This window comes from Hymenobacter profundi (assembly GCF_019334315.1).
Classification (GTDB): domain Bacteria; phylum Bacteroidota; class Bacteroidia; order Cytophagales; family Hymenobacteraceae; genus Hymenobacter; species Hymenobacter profundi.
Genome location: NZ_JAHWGL010000034.1, coordinates 1 through 17,817, shown reverse-complemented (window position 1 = coordinate 17,817; position 17,817 = coordinate 1). Strand labels below are relative to the sequence as shown.

Here is a 17,817-nt window from a genome sequence, read left to right as displayed (position 1 = left end):
GTGATGCAAGAAGATTAGAAACCCGCGTTAATCCCCACCGTGAAGGTGCGAGCCGAGGGGTAGGTGCCGAAGTCGATGCCGGTGGCGCGCACGCCGTCGCCGAGGGAGTTGCTGTTGGTGCCCTGCTCGGGGTCGAGGCCGGTGTACTTGGTGAAGGTCAGCAGGTTTTGCGCGCTCACGTAGAGCCGCACCGACGCTACTTTCAGCGGCGAGAGTAGCTTGTCGCCGAAGGTGTAGCCCAGCTGAATGTTCTTGAGGCGCAGGTAGGAACCGTCTTCCAGAAAGCGGGTGGAAGGCTGCTTATTGTTCGAAGCCCCTACCCACGACAGGCGCGGAAACTCGTTGGTGCTGCCGGGGCCGGTCCAGTAATTGGTGGCCGCCCGCTCCGTCAGGTTGAAGGCGCGGTAGAAGCCCTCGATGTCGGTGTTCACTTGGTTGTAGAGCTTGTTGCCCTGCACGCCCTGGAAGAACGCGCTTAGGTCGAGGCTCTTGTAGCGCAGGTTGCCGGTCAGGCCGTAGGTGAGCTTCGGAATGGGGCTGCCCACGAAGGTGCGGTCGTTACCGTCAATCACGCCATCGGGCACGCCGTTGGGGCCGCTGATGTCCTTGAACTTCACGTCGCCGGGCTGAATGCCGGGACCCTGGTAGGCGTGCGTAAACACCTCCTCGGCGGTCTGGAAAATGCCATCAGCCTGCAACAGGTAGAAAGAGCCAATGGGGCGGCCTACGTCGGTGAGGGTAGCAAAGTAGTTGTTGTCGATGCGGCCGCCCACGCTGGGCGGGGTGCCGCCCAGGTCGCGCACCTCGTTTTTCAGGGTAGCCAGGTTGCCACTCAAGTTATAGCTCCAATCGTTGCCGATGGTGTTGCGGTACGACAGCTCCAGCTCGAAGCCCTGGTTGCGGATTTTGCCGGCATTCACGGCCGGGTTGCCGCCGTTGCCAGCGCTGCTGGGCTGGGGTAGGAACAAGAGCACGTTGGAGGTATTCTTCACGAAATAATCCAACGTCAGCTGCAAAGCGCCCTGCAACAGGCCAATGTCCAAGCCCACGTCGCTCTGGGTGCTGGTTTCCCACCGCAGGTTGGGGTTGCCCTTGCTTACCACGCTCAACCCCTGCGTAGAAACCCCGCCGAAGGGGTAGTAAAAGTTGCCGCCCACCAGCGAGGCATAGGGATAGTTGCCGATAGACGAGTTGCCCAACTGCCCCACGCTGGCGCGCAGCTTCAGTAACGACAGCGCCGACACGTCGCGCAGGAAACGCTCCTGGGCCAGGTTCCAGCCCACCGAGCCGGAGTAGAAGCTCTCGGCCCGCCTACCCGGAATGAACTGTGAGGAACCGTCGCGGCGGAAGTTGAAGCTGGCCAGGTAGCGGCTGTCGTAGTCGTAGCTCAGGCGGGCAAAGCCCGAGAACAGCGCCGAGTGCGCCTCGCCGCCACCGTTCTGCTGCACGCCCGTGCCATTGTCGAGGTACTGGAAGGTAGGCGACTGGTCTACGTAGCCGCGGCGCGAGGCTGAAATAGCAGTCACGTTGTTTTTGATGGCTTCCGTGCCCAGTAAAAAGTTGAAGGTGCTTTTGCCCACCGGTAATTCGTATACGGCGGTGTTGGTCCAGTTGTAGTTGAACTCCTTGGTGTTGGACTGCGCCAGCTGGGCGGGCGAGTTGAACGACCGATCAACGCCGAACGTCTTGAAAAACTGCTTGTAATCAGTAATCAGAAACGTTACGCCGTAGTCGGAGCGGATGCGCAGGCTCTCCACGGGCGTGATTTCCAAGTAGGCGTTGCCCAGCAGATTATAGCGGTTGAAGTTGCGGTCGGCAGCGTCGGCGAGGGCTACGGGGTTGATGCCATCGCCCAGAAAGGCCGTGGCCAGCGCGCCATCGGGCGTGCGGGGCAGGTCCACAAACTGGCCTTGGTCGTTGCGCACCGGCGTGCCCGGCGTCCGGAACAGTGCAAAGCGCACAATGCTGGCTCCCGGGTTGCCGTCGCCGAACCCGTCGCCGGAGGTGCCTACCTGCCGGGTTTTGCTGTACGACAGGTTGGCGTTGGTGCCAATCTTCACAAATCGCGACAGGGTCGTATTCACCGCCGTGCGCAGGTTGTAGCGGTCAAAGGACGAGTTTTCGATCAAACCATCCTGCTTCAGATAGCTACCTGACACAATGTACTGGGAGTTTTCGGTGCCGCCGCTCACGTCGAGCTGGCCGTTGTACTGGCGGGCCGGCTTCAGTACTTCCTTTAGCCAGTTCACATCGGGCAGGGTAGCGGCCACATCGGCCGGAATCTGCTCGCGGCCGTCGTTCTGCGCCGCCACGTTGTAGGCCGCCACGTACTGACTGGTGTTGGCCATATTAATCAGATTGGAAGCCGTTTGCACGCCGGCGTAGGCGCTGGCCGTGAGACGCGGCTTGCCGGCCTTGCCGCGCTTGGTGGTCACAATCACCACACCGTTTGAGGCCCGCGCCCCATAAATGGCTGCCGAGGACGCATCTTTCAGAATGTTGATGCTCTCGATGTCATTAGGCGAAATCTGGTTGATGCCGGTTTTGGTGGGCACCCCGTCGATGATGTAGAGCGGGTCGTTATCGTTGATGGTGCCTACCCCCCGGATGCGCACGGCAATGTTTTCGCCGGGCGCGCCAGTGGCCTGCGTAATGGCCACACCGGCCGCTTTGCCCTGCAAAATCTGGGCGGGACCCGTCACCGGCAAGCCGTTGATGTCGGCCTGATTTACCTGCGATACGGCGCCCGTTAGGTCGGCTTTGCGCTGGGTGGTGTAGCCAATCACCACCACATCATCCAGCGACTTCACATCGGTTTGCAGCACCACGCTCACTTGCGTACGGCCCTGTAAGGACACTTCTTGCGTGATAAAGCCAATGGCCGATACCACCAGCGTGCCCGAGGCGTCTGGGAGGCTGAGGGTGAAGTTGCCGTCGGCGTCGGAGGTGGTGCCGTTGGTGGTGCCCTTCACTACCACCGTCACGCCAGGTAGGCCCTCGCCGTTGGCCTGCGTCACGCGGCCCGTAATGGTGGTTTCTACGGGTACGGGATGGGCGTTGCGCGCCTCCAGGGTAGGCGGTGGTACCGCGCCCGTGGCCGTGGCTTTGCTGATGACTACTTGCTTTTGCAAAATCTCGAAGTCGAGATGAAGTGGGGCAAGCAGCTGTTGGAGCACGTCGGGTAGGGGCTGCTCGTGCGCCCGCAGCGTCACGCGCTGCTGCGGATCAATCAGGCGCGGGCTGTACACGAACTTCACACCGGCCTGCTGCCCAATCAGATGCAAAGCCGTTTTTAAGGCTTGGTTGCTGACTTGCACGCTGATGCGCCGGTTGGCGGGGTCTTGGTGGGAGGCGGGCGCCGCCGTGGTTTGCGCGGTGCCGACGACCACGAGCAGCGTGGTCAACCACAGGAGCCGCGCAACGCCTCGCCGCCAAATTAGATGAGGTAGGAGTGAGAGCATAGGATAGGGAATTGGAAGTAGAACAGGACGCACCCCGAACACCCTACCCTGTGCAGGGTAGGAAAGCACGTGTATGGGAAAGCCGAAATCGTTTGCGGACGAACGGCTAAAAAAAGCGAATTAGTTACAGCCCGGCCCGGTAATTACAATCTGCGCGTCGAGCACCTCATAGTGGGCACGCGTGGCTTTGCAGATCAGGCGGAGCTTTTCAAACAAAGGCTCATCGGTGAAGGACGCCGTGAGCGGACAGTTGCCCAGCCCGGCTTTGTCGTACACAATGGACACGCCATAGGCTTTCTCCAATTGTGCAAACACTTCACGAATAGGCGTTTCCTCGTATTCAAACACGGCCGCCGCGCCGCCCGCCAAGGCAGGTTGCGCCAGCAGGGTGCGCTTCAGCTGGTGGTCGGCAAGGCGGTAGGTGGCCTGCTGATTGGGCGTCAGCACGATGCCTTCCAACTGTTGTGTACGGGCTTGCAACTGAGCTTGCTCCCCGCCCTGCGGATACACCGAGACGCGCCCGGTTTTGACCGTTACCACCACGCGGGGCGATTTGGCTGCCGCCTGCACCTCGAAGCTGGTGCCCAGCACTTTGGTAACCAGGGAAGCCGTATTCACGAAGAAGGGCTTTTCCGGATTCTTCGCTACCTCAAAAAAGGCCGAACCCTCCAGGTATACCGGGCGGGTAGTGCCCACAAAACGCACCGGAAACGCCAGCCGGCTATGCGGCCGCAGCAGCACAGAGCTGCCGTCGGGTAGCGACACCAAGCGGGTGCCTGCCGTGGGGTTATCGATGTCGCGTAGGGTGCCGGCTTCCCGCCGGGCTTGCGCCAGCAGCGCCCGGTAGCCCGACGCCGAAACGGGCTGTTGCAGCTGCCATAGCTGCCCAATGCCCAGCAGCATCAAAAGCACACTAGCCGCCGCCGCCCACTGCCAAGTAGGAACCAGCCAACGGTGATGAGCGGCCGGTACAGGAGCTTCCATCGTGTCTATCTCCTCAAAAATGCGCTGCCGCAACGCCATCTTCTCCGCCGACGACAGCCGGGCCTGGGGAAGTTGGTGCAGCCCCAGCACCAACTGGCGCGCGGCCTCTACCTCGTCGCGCCGAAACGCAAACGTGGCAAGCCACTGCTGCCAAAACGCCTCCGTTTCCGCATCAGGCCGCAGCACCCACCGAACGAAGAACTCGTCCTGGGCAAACTCCTCAGCGCAGAAATGTGGGTAGTCGGGCATGGGGTGGGTGGTAGTATATAGAAGAGGGACTATTGGGAGTTTACTACCACGTTAGGAAGAAATATTTTTTTGAAATAATACTATTTTATTTATATAGTATTGAATATGAATATTTTATGATAATAAAATTATCTGTCATCCTGAGCTTGCGAAGGACCTTCTCACGGCAGAACGAGTCGTTGTTATGAAAGTCGTTCTAACGTGAGAAGGTCCTTCGCAAGCTCAGGATGACAGACGAAAACAAAGTGCCTACTACCCCACTACCCCAGCAGCCACAGCAACACGCTCACCAACAGCGACTGGCGTAGCTTTTTGAGTGCCCGCGACAACAGATTCGCGACGGTCTGCTCGTTGAGTTGCAGCATGGTCGCAATCTCCCGGATCTTGAAGTTGCTGAAGTACTTCAGGTTGATGATTTCCTTCTCCCTACCCGAAAGCTGCGCCAACGACAACCGCAGGCGCATGGCCTGCTGGTGCTCCTCTTCAGTATCCACCAACGACTGCTCGATGGAAGGCTCGTAGTCTTCCACAACTTGTTCTCTGGCTGGTCGGGCCGAGCTGGCTACGCGCAGCAGCTCGTTTTTGAGGCTGCGATAGAGGTAGAACTTCACCGTTGTCACTTCGCCCAGGTGGTCGCGCCGCGCCCACAGGTGCACAAATACGGTTTGGATGGCGTCTTTCACCACTTCCGCGTCGTGGATTAGGTGGTGGCCGTAGGAAAAAAGCTGCTGCGCGTACCGGTCAAATAAGGCACCCAACGCCTCCTGCTGCCCCGCCCGAAACGCCTGCCACAAGGCCACGTCATCGTCGTGGCGCTGCTCGTGGTGCGAAGGTGGTGGGCTATACATAGCGTGAATGCAGTCAGGGACTTACTTCACGTTGGTGAAGTGTGTAAAGCTAACGGAATAGTTGAAAGTAGGTGTATTACGCCGCAGGCTAGAACGACGAAGCTTACCCCTGCGGTGTCATAGCGCGCTGCACATAGTGCACCTATCCTTCCTGTGGGCTTTTCGATATTCGGCAGCGACACTCATATTGCAACCGAAGAACTTCTGTTCAACCTCCGCGTACCTCTGCGCAGGCGTGTCGCTCGCAAATAAGCATCCTATGAAAACATTCAATTGGGGTATCATCGGCCCCGGCAAGATTGCCCACAAGTTTGCCCAAGACCTGGCCTTGGTGCCGGGCGCCCGCCTGCACGCCGTAGCCTCGCGCACCTTGGAGAAAGCCCAAGCGTTTGCCGCGCAGTACGGCGCGCCGCACGCTCTGGGTAGCTACGAAGAGTTGGTGCAACTGCCCGATCTGGATGCCGTGTACGTGGCTACGCCCCACTCCGAGCACCATGCGCACACGCTGCTGTGCCTGCGGGCTGGCGTGGCCGTGCTCTGCGAAAAAGCCTTTGCCCGCAACGCCGCCGAGGTAGCCGAAATGGTAGCCGTGGCCCGCGAAAAGCAGGTGTTCTTGATGGAAGCCCTCTGGACGCGCTTTATGCCTGCCACCCACAAAGCCCTGGAACTGGTGGGCGCCGGCGCCATTGGTCGCCCCGTACATATGGTGGCCGACTTCGGTTTTGCGGCCGACTACAACCCCACCAGCCGCCTGTTCGACCCGGCTTTGGCCGGTGGTTCTTTGCTGGATATTGGCATTTACCCAGTGTTCTTCAGCAAGTTCTTTCTGGGCGAGCCTACCCAAGTGAAAGCCGTAGGTACCCTCACCGAAACCGGCGTCGACCTGACGTGCAGCCTAGTGCTGGCCTACCCTGGCGGCGCCACGTCCAGCCTCTACTCCACCCTGGCTGCCACCACCGATACCACCTGCACCATTTATGGTACCGAGGGCAAGCTGCATTTGCATCACAAGTTTCATCACGCTGAACGCATCACCCTGCACCGCACTGGCGAGGAGCCGCAGGATTTCCACTTCGAGGAAGCCGGTTACGGCTACCGCTACGAAGCCGGACACGTGCAGGACTGCTTGGCGCAAGGCCTGACGGAAAGCCCGCTGGTACCGCTCGCATTCAGCGAAAAGCTGATAGCAACGCTCGATGATATCCGGCAGCAACTAGGGGTGCACTACCCCGGCGAATAACAAAAAAGGCCTTGACTACGTGAGTCAGGGCCTTTTTCTATACTAGTACTAGTAAGCTGTTTGCATTCATTAGTGAACGGTGTAGTCGTCCGCGCCATCAGACCGCATTTCGTTCAACGATGAGACGCAAGTATGCGTCTCTACACCGTTCATATTTAGCTCAACTAGCTTCTTAAGGGTTACTTCTTCTGTGTGGTTTTCTTCTTACCGTCGGGTTTGTCCTTCACGGTGGTTTCGTTTTCCTTCTCCTTATTCTTGGTAGCCGGATCGGTGTGGGTCGGAGTGCTGGTAGGATTAGCCATGGAAGTTTTGGTTGAGGTGTACGCTGTGTACGGTATCCGCTTCTGTTTGACTGAACTACAGCAGTACGTGGGGCACGAATTCCGATAGGTTAGTCATAAAACCGGTGTCGCGGCGGTAGCCGATGGCGCAGGCTTGGCCCGCCCAGAATACACCTGCCTGGTAGTAGCGCCCGTGAACGTCCTGGGGTAGGGTAGCGTAGCGCTGGTACACCTGGGGCTGTTGGGCGAAGTCGCCCTCCACGGCCTGGCCGGGCTGGCCGGCGTGTAGCTCCGTCACATTCTGCCCTTCGCGCCCAAACACGGGTTTGCGCACGCTGTGACCGGCCAGCTCCTCGAACGAAGCCTCCAGCAACAACGGGTGGTGCGGGAACTCCTGCCACAGCCAGGCCAGCATGGCTTTGCTCTGGAAAAGCAAGGAGTAGGCGGGGTTAGCCACCACCACGTCCCGCGACTGCATGAGCTGCGTGAGGTCGGTGGTCAGCTCGGGTTCTTCTTCGGCCAGAATCTCCCAGGGCACCAGCTTAAACACAAAATCAAACTTCTGCCACTGGCCGGGCTCTACCTCGGCCCAGGCGCCCCGGTCGGCGCCCGTCACGGAAACCGTCATGGCATCGGCGTCGCAGAGGTGGGTTAGCTCGAAGCCGGCCGCCAGCGCGGCCTCGGCTACCACGGCGCAGTTGGTGGCATCTTCCGCGCTGCCTGGCAAATACACTAGTAGCAGGGTAGGGGCCAGGTCGTCGTTCAGTTCTAGCCAGTGCGTGAGCTGGGCCTGCAAGCCCTCAAACAAACCATTGGCCTGACGGTCTTTCTCGCTGAGGCCGGCTGCTACCAGGCTGGCCCACTGCACCACGGCGGCTTCGGGTAGGCTGGTGGCCGTGTCGGCGTTGAATTCGAGGAGCTTGGGGCCATCGGGCGTTTGGGCCAGGTCGAAGCGGCCGTAGAGGTGCCAATGGCGGTCATCGGCCCAGGAGTGCCGCACGGCGTCCCACAGTATCTCCGGAATAGCCAGGCGGCGCAAAAAGTCGTCGGGCAGCTCGTCGGGCACGGCTTGCACCAGCATGTCGTAGAGCGTATCGGCGGCTTCCAGCAGGGCGTCGGCCTGCTCCTCGGGGAGCTGCACGGCTTCTTGCGCCACGTAGTGCTGGCACACGTCCTCCACGGCCCAGTCCCAGCCTAAGTTGCGTAGGGTAGGGGCAATAGTACCGGCAAGGGGTACCGTTTGAATGGCAGGCATAAAAGAGGGTAGGAAAAGAAATGCAAGGGAAAAGCGGCTGGCAGCCGGGCCTACCCACCAAACCCGCGGCCGCCGTAGCCGCGGCTGCCAAAGCCAGAGCGCCGCCCCGAGGGGGCACTGGTGCGCATCGTGCTGCGGCTACCGTAGCCCGTAGAGCGCACTACGCTGGTGCTAGGCCGAATGCCGTTGCTGCCCGCCGCGGCGCGCGTACCATTAAAGCCGCGTCCAAAAAAGCCACGGCCCTGAGCACGCTCCTGCGCTACCTGGCTGCGCCAGCCCTGGTTTTGGCGTATCAGCCCGGGGTTGGCGTAGGCGGCGGGCTGGGGCGTGAGAAACCGCCCGGCCATGTAGCCCAGGCTGCTCCACATCAGGATATTCATGAGGCCGCCCCCGCCGCTGCTCACTGTTTGGTTTTCGGGGTGCTGCTGGCTGTATTGGCGCATCTGCTGTTGCAGGGCCTGACCTTGCAGGGTGTCTACCTTGCCATCGAAGTGCTTCAGAATGGCCGCCACTTCTTCTTTGCCGGCAGGACGCTCGGCGGTAATCTGCCACTTATCGGGCTGCACCTCCGTCAGCTCCGTGATAACGCCCTGGGAATAGGAATCGGCGGCATTGTCCCAGCTGCCGGTTTCGGTGATAGCGCGGTCGGGTTCTGAGCTGCCGGAGCAGGCGGGTAGGGCTATGCCCAGGCTGGCCGCCGCGGCGGCCAGCAACAGGTTGCGGCGCCAGTCGCCTAGGGGGAAGTAGGGTTTATGCATGCGTCTTGTGAAAGCAGGTGGAAAGGTGCCGTTGTTCTACGGATAATCAATGAAACAGGTGTGCTTTGAAACGCGCTACCCTACCCCCACCGTGCGCCGGATGCCCAACTTTTTCATGCGGGCTTCCAGGGTTTTGGGGTTGATGTCGAGCAACATGGCCGCGCCGCTAGGGCCACTCACGCGGCCGCCGGTGTGGTGCAGCGCCGCCAGGATGTGGTCGCGCTCCTGGTCTTTCAGGGTTTTGAGGGGTTGATTGCTGGCTATGGGTAGGGCTATGGCTTCGGAGGTGGCCGGGTGCAGGGCCGCCGCAAAGCCGCCAAAATCCAGGAACTGTCCGCTGGATACAATCACGGCCTGCTCTACCACGTGCTCCAACTCGCGCACGTTGCCGGGCCAGGCATACGCGCGCAGGGCGCGCAAGTCCTGCTCGCGCAGGTTGCGCACGGGCTTGCCCATCTGCTTGGTGAAGCGCTCCAGAAAGTGACGCGTGAGGGGTTCAATGTCCTCGGGCCGCTCGCGCAAGGCGGGTAGGCGCACCGGAAATACATTGAGGCGGTAGTACAAATCGGCGCGGAAGCGGCCGGCGGCTACCTCGTCTTCCAGCACGCGGTTGGTGGCGGCAATCACGCGTACATCGGCCTTCAACACGCGCTGCCCGCCCAGGCGCTCAAACTCCTTTTCCTGCAACACACGCAAAAGCTTGGCCTGCAAATCCAGCGGCAATTCGCCTACCTCATCCAGAAAAATGCTCCCCCCATCGGCCACCTCAAACTTGCCAATACGCCGGTCGATGGCGCCCGTGAAGGCGCCTTTCTCGTGTCCAAACAGCTCGCTTTCAATCAACTGAGCGGGTAGGGCGGCGCAGTTCACCTTCACCAAGGCCCGCGTCCGGCGCGGACTCTGTTGGTGCACGGCGCGCGCTACCAGTTCCTTGCCGGTGCCCGTTTCGCCCGTTACCAGCACAGTAGAGTCGGTGGGGGCTACTTGCATGATGCGCTGGAAAACGCCCTGCATGGCCTCGCTGCCGCCCACAAAATCGGCGAAACGGGCGGCGGCGGTGGTGTTAATCTCGTCGATGAGGTAGGTGCGCTCCCGCTCCAGCTGGGCGCGCAGGTGCTCGATCTGCTCGAAAGCAAATACGTTTTGAATGGCCAGTGTGAGTTGGGGCACCAGCAGCTGGATCAGGCGGAGGTCGTCTTCGGTCAGCGAGGTATCTTCCTGCTTGCTGGATAGAATAAGCGTGGCGCTTTGGTCGTCGCGCACCCAGAGGGGCATGCACAGAAGGGCACGGGTGCCGCGCTGCTCCCAGATGTGGCGCATGAGGGGGTAGCGCGCCGCCAGCGCCTGAAACTCGGCCCCCGCGTACACGCCCGGCTTCGAGAATAGCGGCGCTATCTGCTGTTGCAGCTGGGGGTATTCGGGTAGGTGGTCCCAGCGGGTAGGGTCGGTGGGGAGGAACGTGCCGTCGGGTTGCTTCATAAACTCAGCAAACACCTGAATCGGGCCATCAGCTTCTTGCACGCGCACCCCAAAGTAGGTGCACGGCACCACGCGGTTTATTTCGGTGGCAATACGCTGAAACAGCTCGCCGCGCTCTTTAATGGTGAGCAGCGCATTGGTAAGCGCTAGCTGCATGCTTTTCTCCTGCTCCCGCCGTGCCACGTCCTCAAACGCCAGCGTGTTGTTCACGGCCACCGCTACCAGACTACCAATCTTTTCGAGCAGCGAAACGTCGTCGGGGGAGAAGGCCGGGTGGCGCCGCGCCACCAACGACAACAGTCCGATCAGCCGCCCGCCCGTGCGCAGTGGCACCACTGTGAAATAGCGCAGGCCCTTCTTGAGCATTTGGGCCAGTGGCTCGTAGTTGTTGTAGCGCGGCAACAGCTCCGTCAGGTCGTATTGCCGAAGCTGGGTGGCACTGCCCACAAACTCCGAAATAGGCGAGCCCGTAATGGACTTGCGAAAGTTAGCCATAGGGGGTAGCGTCTCGCCTAGGTAGTCGCGCAAAAATACCCGCCGGTACTGCTGCTCGTTGTCGAGGGTGATGATGGTGATGGCATCGAACGGGAAAATCAGCCGTAGCTTTTCCGTGACGGTCTGAAACAGAGCTTCCTTGTTGCGGGTAGTCGCAATGGCATCGTTGAGGTAGAGCAACAACGACTCGTCCTGACTGTTAGTCTGGGGCATAATGGAGGGCGAAATGACCGAAGCAACAACAAAATAAACGTGCTTATTTCCTTATATATGAGGAATAAAAATGAGGTATTCCTAAAATATCAGGAAATATAGCAGTTTGGCACAAGTCCGTTTATCAGCCACTACTATCCAAAAACGGCTTCATTTAGCTTTAAACACTACTTTTTAGGCTGGTATACGAGGATGGCAGCACTTGGCACATCTTTCGGATAAGGGGCAGCATCCATACGCTGTTTTCTTATGCATCTCCGACCAACCTTTGCTGCGCCGCTACTCACAACTCTAGGGTTGCTGATTGGTAGCGCTGCCTACGCGCAGGTACCTATATCTACGGCCACCGCTGGCGATTCGCTGTCGTTGGAAACCACCATCCGCTCGGTGCTGGATGCCAACCCTTCCATCAATGCCTTGCAGGAGGAAGTAAACCAGGCCCAAAGCCGCTTGGCCCAACAGCGCACCTACCTCAAACCAGTGGTAACGGGTACGGCTAGCTACACTCGCATTGACCCGCAGGTGAAGCTGAACCTTACCCCCGAGCAGGCGCCTTTTCAGCTGGCACCCAACAACAACTACGACACCCACGTGGCCGCGCAGTATACGCTTCTGGACTTCGGGCGGGCCAATGCCGCTATTGAAGCCGCCCGCAGCCGCACCCTCACCGCTACCGACAACATCGACGTAACCCGCCGCGACTTGGCCTACGCCGCCGCGCAGAGCTACTACAGCATCTTGTTTGCCCGCGAGGCCATTCGGGTGCAGGACGCGCAGATTGCCTCGTTGCGACAGCACGAGCGCGAAATGCAGCGCCGGGTAGAAGGTGGCGTGAGCACACAGTTCGACGTGACCACCACGCAGGTACGCATTGCCCAGGCCCAGGACAAGAAGATTGACCTGCAAAACCAGCTCCGCAACCAGGAAGTACAGCTGGCTCGCTTGCTGCACAAATCCGAGACGGCGGTGGTGCCGGTGCGCGGCCGCTTCGAGTACAACCCGGAGACCGTGAATGTGCAGGCGGCACTAGAAGCCGGCGCTGCCAACCGCCCCGAGGTGAAACTGGCCAGGGACAACGAAGCCACGGCCACGGCGCAGTTGCGGGTAGCTGAGGTAAGCAACAAGCCACAACTGAACGTGCTGGCCCAGGCCGGCGGCAAAAACGGCTACATCGTGCCCAACCTGAACCGCTTCCGCTTCAACACGGTAGCCGGCGCCCAGCTTTCCATTCCGATTTACGATGGCGGCCGCAACAAAACGCAGCGTGCCGAAGCGCAATCGGCCATCAAAGGAGCCCAAGCTCGCACCCAGGACACGCAGGAGCAAGTGCGCGCCGATGTGCTGCAAGCCGTGAACAACATGCAGGCCAGCACTGCTCGCTACGACAACTCGGAAGTGCAGATTGGGCAGGCCACCGACGCCCTCACCCGCGCCAAGGCCCGCTACCGCTATGGGGTAGGCAACAACCTCGATGTGCTGGATGCCGAAACGCAGCTGGCCCAGTCGCGCCTCTCCCGCCTGCAAGCCATCTACAACTACACCATTGGTCAATACCAGCTCCGCCGTGCCACCGGCGAGCAGATTTGGGAAGCGGCGAAATAGTGAACGGGTGAGTTGTCGTTCCGGTAACGCTAAACCCATCTTCTCACCCATACTACAAGCCACTCACCATAGCATCCTCTCACTAATTCACCAGATGACCCTCACCACCGTTTTGTGTCCGCTTGATTTCTCGGTTGCTTCGGCGCCGCTGGTGCGGTACGCCACAACGCTGGCGGCGGCCACCGGTGCCGAGCTGCGGCTGCTGCACGTGCTGGAAGCCCAGCCGGAGCTGCCCATGGCCGGGCTGGCGCGCCCCCTCGACTTGGACATTGCCTTGCAGTTGGCCAACTACCGACTACTGGCGGAACAGGAAGGGGTAGTGGTTAGCACTGCTATTGTGCAGGGCGACGCGGCCACGGAAATCGTGGCCGAAGCCCAGCGCCACCCCGCCGACCTGATCCTGATTGGGGCGCACGGCCGCACCGGACTCACGCGCTTCCTGATGGGTAGCACCGCCGAAGCCGTGGTACGCACTGCCCCTTGTGCCACACTTCTCGTAAAGAACTGTCAGGCTGATGAATACCGCCAATCGGCCTAACTAGTAGGGTAGCGGCGGTAGCTCTTCGCAGCTTGTCGCACTCACGTCACTTTGTATTCAATACTCATTTTCTAAGCTCCCTTTTCTAATGGCAACTTCTGTTCACCAAGACGCCGCCGTAGTAACGCCTACCGACGAGCAGCCGCAAAGCAGTTCGCGGCGCCCGATTATCCTTATTATTTTGGCGCTTGTACTACTGGTGGGCGGCTACTTTGGCTACCAGCGCTACCAGTTCGGCCAAGCCCACGAAGACACCGACGACGCCCAGGTAGAGGGCGACGTATATCCCGTGATTCCGCGCGTGGGTGGCCCCGTGCTCGACGTGAAAATTGACGATAACCAGGTCGTGAAGAAAGGCGACGTGGTAGTTACCATCGACCCCGCCGACTACCAGCAGCGTGTAAATGCTGCCGAGGCTGCCCTGGCTGCTGCCCAAGCCAACGTAGTAGCTGCCCGCACCTCCATCGGTACGGCGCAGGCCAATGTGAAAGCCGCCCAGGCGACCATTGGTGTGAGTTCGGCCAACCGTGCCCGCCTCCAAAAAGACCTGAAGCGTAGCACCTTCCTGCGCAAAGAGGATATCATTCCACAGAGCGATTATGATGCCGTGCAGGCCAACCTGCAAGCCACTACCGCCCAGCGCGCTACCGCCGAGCAGCAAGTAGCCGTAGCCCGGCAGCAAGTGGCCGCGGCTGAGCAGCAGGTAGCCGTGGCGCAAGCTGTGGTGAAGCAGCGCCAAGCCGACCTCGACAACGCCAAGCTGCAACTGAGCTACACCACCATTACGGCCCCTGCCAACGGCGTGGTAAGCCGCAAGAACGTGCAGCCCGGCCAAGTGGTAGCGCCCGGTCAGCAGTTGTTTGGCCTGGTGGCCAGCGACCGTACGTGGGTGGTAGCCAACTTCAAAGAAACCCAGCTGGAAAACATGAAAGTGGGCCAGAAGGTGAATATTGAGGTAGACGCCTACCCCAACGAGGAGTTCGAAGGCCACGTGGAGTCGCTGTCGGCCGCTACGGGCGCCCGCTTCGCCCTGCTGCCCCCCGACAACTCGACCGGCAACTTCGTGAAGGTAACGCAGCGTGTGCCCGTCAAAATCGCCCTCGACAAAGTAGACCCCGAACACCCCCTACGCGCCGGCATGAGCGTGACGGCCACCGTAGCGGTGAAATAGATAAGCTGGAAAATTATTTGTCATCCTGAGCTTGCGAAGGACCTTCTCACGTGAGAACAACTAACGATAGATAGTTACTATCTGACGTGAGAAGGTCCTTCGCAAGCTCAGGATGACAGTTTAAACACTACCTCATGGAAACCGGATTTACCAAGTGGATCATCGTCATTACGGTGGTGATGTGCTGCTTGCTGGAGCTGATTGATACCAGCATCGTGAACGTGGCCCTGACCCAGATGATGGGCAACCTGTCGGCCACGCAGCAGGAGGTGAGCTGGGTGGTGGCGAGCTACGCCATTGCCAACGTGATTGTGATTCCCATGACCGGCTTCCTGGCCGAGCAGTTTGGGCGCAAAAACTACTACCTCGCCTCTGTTATTCTTTTTACCCTGGCCTCCATGGCCTGTGGGCAAAGCACCAACATCTGGGAACTGGTGGCGTTTCGCTTTATCCAGGGGGTAGGCGGCGGTGCCCTGATGGCTACGTCGCAGGCTATCCTGGTTGATACGTTCCCGCCCGAGGAGTTGGCCTTGGGCCAGGCCTTGTTTGGTATGGGCGTGATTATCGGGCCCACCATTGGCCCTACCCTCGGCGGCTTTATTGTGGACAACTACGACTGGCCCTGGATTTTCTACGTGAACGTGCCCGTGGGTGTGCTGGCCTCCATCTTCACCATCCTGTTTATTCGGGACCCCGATCGTATTAAAAACGCCATTCCGCGGCCTCTGCGTCAAATCGACTGGGCGGGCATTATCCTGCTGATTATGGGCGTGGGCGCGTTGCAGCTGGTGCTGGAGCAAGGCGAGCGGGAAGAGTGGTTTGAGACGCCCTACATTGTGCTGGGTACCATTCTGGCCATCATCGGCTTGGTAGGCTTTGTGGTGCGCGAGATGACGGCCAAGCAACCCATCGTGGATTTGCGCGTGCTCACTAAAAGCCGCAACCTGTCCATCGGCGCGTTTCTGTCGTTTGTGCTGGGCTTCGGTTTGTTCGCTTCGGTGTTCGTGTTTCCCATCTTCTGCCAGCGCATTCTGGGCTTCTCGGCCGAGCAAACGGGCTACATTCTCCTACCCGGCGCCGTGGTGTCGGGCCTGATGATGCCGGTGATGGGCAAGATGATTCAGCGGGGCATCTCGCAGAAATTTATCCTGCCGGTGGGCTTCACCGTGTTTTTTATCTTCTCTTATTGGATGAGCGTGCGCCTCACGCCCACCGCTGGCGAGGGCGACTTCTTTTGGCCGTTGATCCTGCGCGGTTTTGGCCTGAGCATGTTGTTTCTGCCCATCACCACCATGTCGCTAGCCGGCTTGAGTGGGAAGGATGCGGGCCAGGCGGCCGGCCTCACCGGTATGATTCGCCAATTGGGTGGCTCGTTTGGGGTAGCCCTGGTCGGTACGTATTTGGAGCGCGCTATCTTCCAGAACCGCAACGCGTTGCTGCCCAATATCTCGCTCTACAACCCCGAAACGGTAACGCGTCTCAACGCCTTCATTGCCAACTTCCGCGCCAAGGGTGCCGACCTGGTACAGGCCCAGCAAATGGCCTATGCCGCCCTCGAAGGTACCCTGATGAAGCAAACGTCCATCATCACCTACTCCGAAATCTTCCTGATGATCGGGGGCTTCTTCCTCATCTGCGTGCCGTTGGTACTACTCATCAAGCGCGCCAAACCCGGCGAGAAAGTAGACCTGAACGCCGCACACTAAGTGGTGAAGTTGTGAGTTTGTGAAATTGTGAGTTTATAGGCGCGTTGAAAAAGAAGCGTGTCATCCTGAGCGCAGCGAAGGACCTTATGACAATAGAACGAGTCGTTATTACACTTGTCGTTCTATTGTCATAAGGTCCTTCGCTGCGCTCAGGATGACACGCTTTTTTATTTCACAACTTCACAAACTCACCATTATTGATACTGAATATACAGCGGCTTGGGGTCCAACTCGGCTAGGACTTCCTTGGGCGTCATGATGTGGTGGGGGGCCGGCCGGGCGTCGTACTCGTAGAACAGTTTGAAGCCGGTGTACTGCACGGGCTGCTTTTGGATGTAGGCTTTGTAAGAATCCTTTTTCAGGATAGGGTTGCCCCAGCCATCCATGTCCATCACCACCTGCACGTGCGGGTCGAGCTTGATGTTTTTGTAGTTCGTGACCATGCCCTGCGTGAAGCGGTGCACCATCAGAATCTTGGGGGGTAGCTTGTTTTCGCGCACAATGCGCGTCAGGAACCGGATGGCGTAGTTCACATCCTTGGCATCGTAGGTGCCGATTTTCTTACCCGGCCGCACGCCTTTGGTGGCCATAGCAAACTCCGGGTCGATGCCCAGGTGGATAGTGGGGTCTTTGAGGTAGGGCTCCAGCTTAGGTAGTTCGTGCTCTAGGTCGCTCAGACCCACTTGCACGTCCAGAAACAGAATGGCGTTTTTCTCCTTGGCCCAGCGCATGGTTTCCTCAATGGTGGCTTTGGAATTCATGAGGCGGTACTTGCCGTCCTTGCCGGGCGCGCCCTGCGCCGTGATGGTCACGCTATGCAGCGCCGGCATCACGGGTAGGGTAGTGTCGGCGGCCTGCCACTCCTTCAGTACGCCATCAAACTTGCGGAACATTTGCTCCTTGGGCTCACGTCCCAAAATACCCATGCCCTTCGCCCGGATGTTACCGTAGAACGCCACAATGCGGTGCCCCGGTAGTATGGCGCCCGGCAGCTGCCCGTTCACGCGGGCCACCGAGTCGGCCCACAGCGAATCGCGGCGCATGGCTTCCAGCTTCAGTTGCACCGAATCAATGGGTGGAGGAGTAGGGGCTACCTGCTCCACGCTGGCTGTGGATGCGGCATCGGGGTTGGCGCGCTCCTGGCGGGAGCCGCAGCCAGTTAAGGCAAGTAGTAAACCGGAGCTAACAAAGAACGCAGGTAAAATTGGGCGAGATATGAATGCAAACACAGCGAGTAGTTGGGGCAAAATGATAGGGCTACGGGCATAAAGCTAGGAAGTTCGATAACAAAAAATTCTATTGATCAAGGAATAAGGATATGTAGCTTCGGTAAGTGGCTGAGGATGTTGCCATGGCGCGCCGGTTACGGACGAGCTAAACCATTCGTCCTGCAAGAAGCAACCCTGCTGGTATAAAAAGCCCTTAGACCGGTGCGGGTGTAAGGGCTTTTTGTTGATAGGGTAGGAGTAGTGAAGTTGTGAGTTTGTGAAGTTGTGAATAGTCTGTCATCCTGAACGCAGTGAAGGACCTTCTCACG

Annotated in this window: 13 protein-coding genes; 5 read left to right on the top strand and 8 right to left on the bottom strand. The window is 59.4% G+C overall.

Going from position 1 to position 17,817, the window contains the following annotated elements; translation table 11 throughout:
- Positions 1-14: 14 nt before the first annotated feature.
- From KYK14_RS10045 to KYK14_RS10035, 3 genes are all read right to left on the bottom strand, one after another.
- On the bottom strand, positions 15-3,461 hold the full coding sequence (locus KYK14_RS10045; protein ID WP_219158728.1) for a TonB-dependent receptor: 3,447 nt from the start codon (positions 3,459-3,461) through the stop codon (positions 15-17).
- A 120-nt stretch (positions 3,462-3,581) separates the two neighbouring features.
- Positions 3,582-4,694, bottom strand: a complete 1,113-nt coding sequence (locus tag KYK14_RS10040; protein ID WP_219158727.1) for a FecR family protein — start codon at positions 4,692-4,694, stop codon at positions 3,582-3,584.
- 260 nt (positions 4,695-4,954) lie between these two features.
- Positions 4,955-5,542, bottom strand: coding sequence for an RNA polymerase sigma factor (locus KYK14_RS10035; RefSeq protein WP_219158726.1), 588 nt, complete (start codon positions 5,540-5,542; stop codon positions 4,955-4,957).
- A gap of 259 nt (positions 5,543-5,801) precedes the next feature.
- Between KYK14_RS10035 and KYK14_RS10030 the strand changes: the two genes are divergently transcribed.
- Positions 5,802-6,782, top strand: coding sequence for a Gfo/Idh/MocA family protein (locus KYK14_RS10030; RefSeq protein WP_219158725.1), 981 nt, complete (start codon positions 5,802-5,804; stop codon positions 6,780-6,782).
- Positions 6,783-6,961: 179 nt separating this feature from the next.
- Here the strand turns inward: KYK14_RS10030 and KYK14_RS22335 are convergent, their stop codons facing one another.
- The 4 genes from KYK14_RS22335 to KYK14_RS10015 all read right to left on the bottom strand — a co-directional run bounded on the left by KYK14_RS22335 (position 6,962) and on the right by KYK14_RS10015 (position 11,263).
- On the bottom strand, positions 6,962-7,084 hold the full coding sequence (locus KYK14_RS22335) for a hypothetical protein (RefSeq protein ID WP_258048964.1): 123 nt from the start codon (positions 7,082-7,084) through the stop codon (positions 6,962-6,964).
- A 55-nt stretch (positions 7,085-7,139) separates the two neighbouring features.
- Positions 7,140-8,318, bottom strand: coding sequence for a glutathionylspermidine synthase family protein (locus tag KYK14_RS10025; RefSeq protein WP_219158724.1), 1,179 nt, complete (start codon positions 8,316-8,318; stop codon positions 7,140-7,142).
- A gap of 50 nt (positions 8,319-8,368) precedes the next feature.
- Complete coding sequence (locus KYK14_RS10020; RefSeq protein WP_219158723.1) at positions 8,369-9,076, bottom strand: Cj0371 family chemotaxis-regulating polar lipoprotein; 708 nt, start codon at positions 9,074-9,076, stop codon at positions 8,369-8,371.
- A 75-nt stretch (positions 9,077-9,151) separates the two neighbouring features.
- Positions 9,152-11,263 (bottom strand): sigma 54-interacting transcriptional regulator, encoded by a 2,112-nt coding sequence (locus KYK14_RS10015; protein ID WP_219158722.1) that lies wholly within the window; start codon positions 11,261-11,263, stop codon positions 9,152-9,154.
- A 249-nt stretch (positions 11,264-11,512) separates the two neighbouring features.
- On the opposite strand from KYK14_RS10015, the gene KYK14_RS10010 reads away from it, so the two are divergent.
- The 4 genes from KYK14_RS10010 (at position 11,513) to KYK14_RS09995 (ending at position 16,280) form a co-directional block, all read left to right on the top strand.
- Positions 11,513-12,865, top strand: coding sequence for a TolC family protein (locus KYK14_RS10010; RefSeq protein ID WP_185282162.1), 1,353 nt, complete (start codon positions 11,513-11,515; stop codon positions 12,863-12,865).
- Positions 12,866-12,959: 94 nt separating this feature from the next.
- Positions 12,960-13,403 (top strand): universal stress protein, encoded by a 444-nt coding sequence (locus KYK14_RS10005; RefSeq protein ID WP_219158721.1) that lies wholly within the window; start codon positions 12,960-12,962, stop codon positions 13,401-13,403.
- An 88-nt stretch (positions 13,404-13,491) separates the two neighbouring features.
- Positions 13,492-14,574, top strand: a complete 1,083-nt coding sequence (locus KYK14_RS10000; protein WP_185282164.1) for an HlyD family secretion protein — start codon at positions 13,492-13,494, stop codon at positions 14,572-14,574.
- A gap of 134 nt (positions 14,575-14,708) precedes the next feature.
- Positions 14,709-16,280 carry a DHA2 family efflux MFS transporter permease subunit gene (locus tag KYK14_RS09995; RefSeq protein WP_219158720.1) on the top strand — a complete coding sequence of 524 codons (1,572 nt, stop codon included), beginning with the start codon at positions 14,709-14,711 and terminating at the stop codon, positions 16,278-16,280.
- Between the two features lie 194 nt (positions 16,281-16,474).
- On the opposite strand, the gene KYK14_RS09990 is transcribed toward KYK14_RS09995, so the two are convergent.
- Positions 16,475-17,527, bottom strand: coding sequence for a hypothetical protein (locus tag KYK14_RS09990; RefSeq protein ID WP_343217081.1), 1,053 nt, complete (start codon positions 17,525-17,527; stop codon positions 16,475-16,477).
- Between the last annotated feature and the right edge of the window lie 290 nt (positions 17,528-17,817).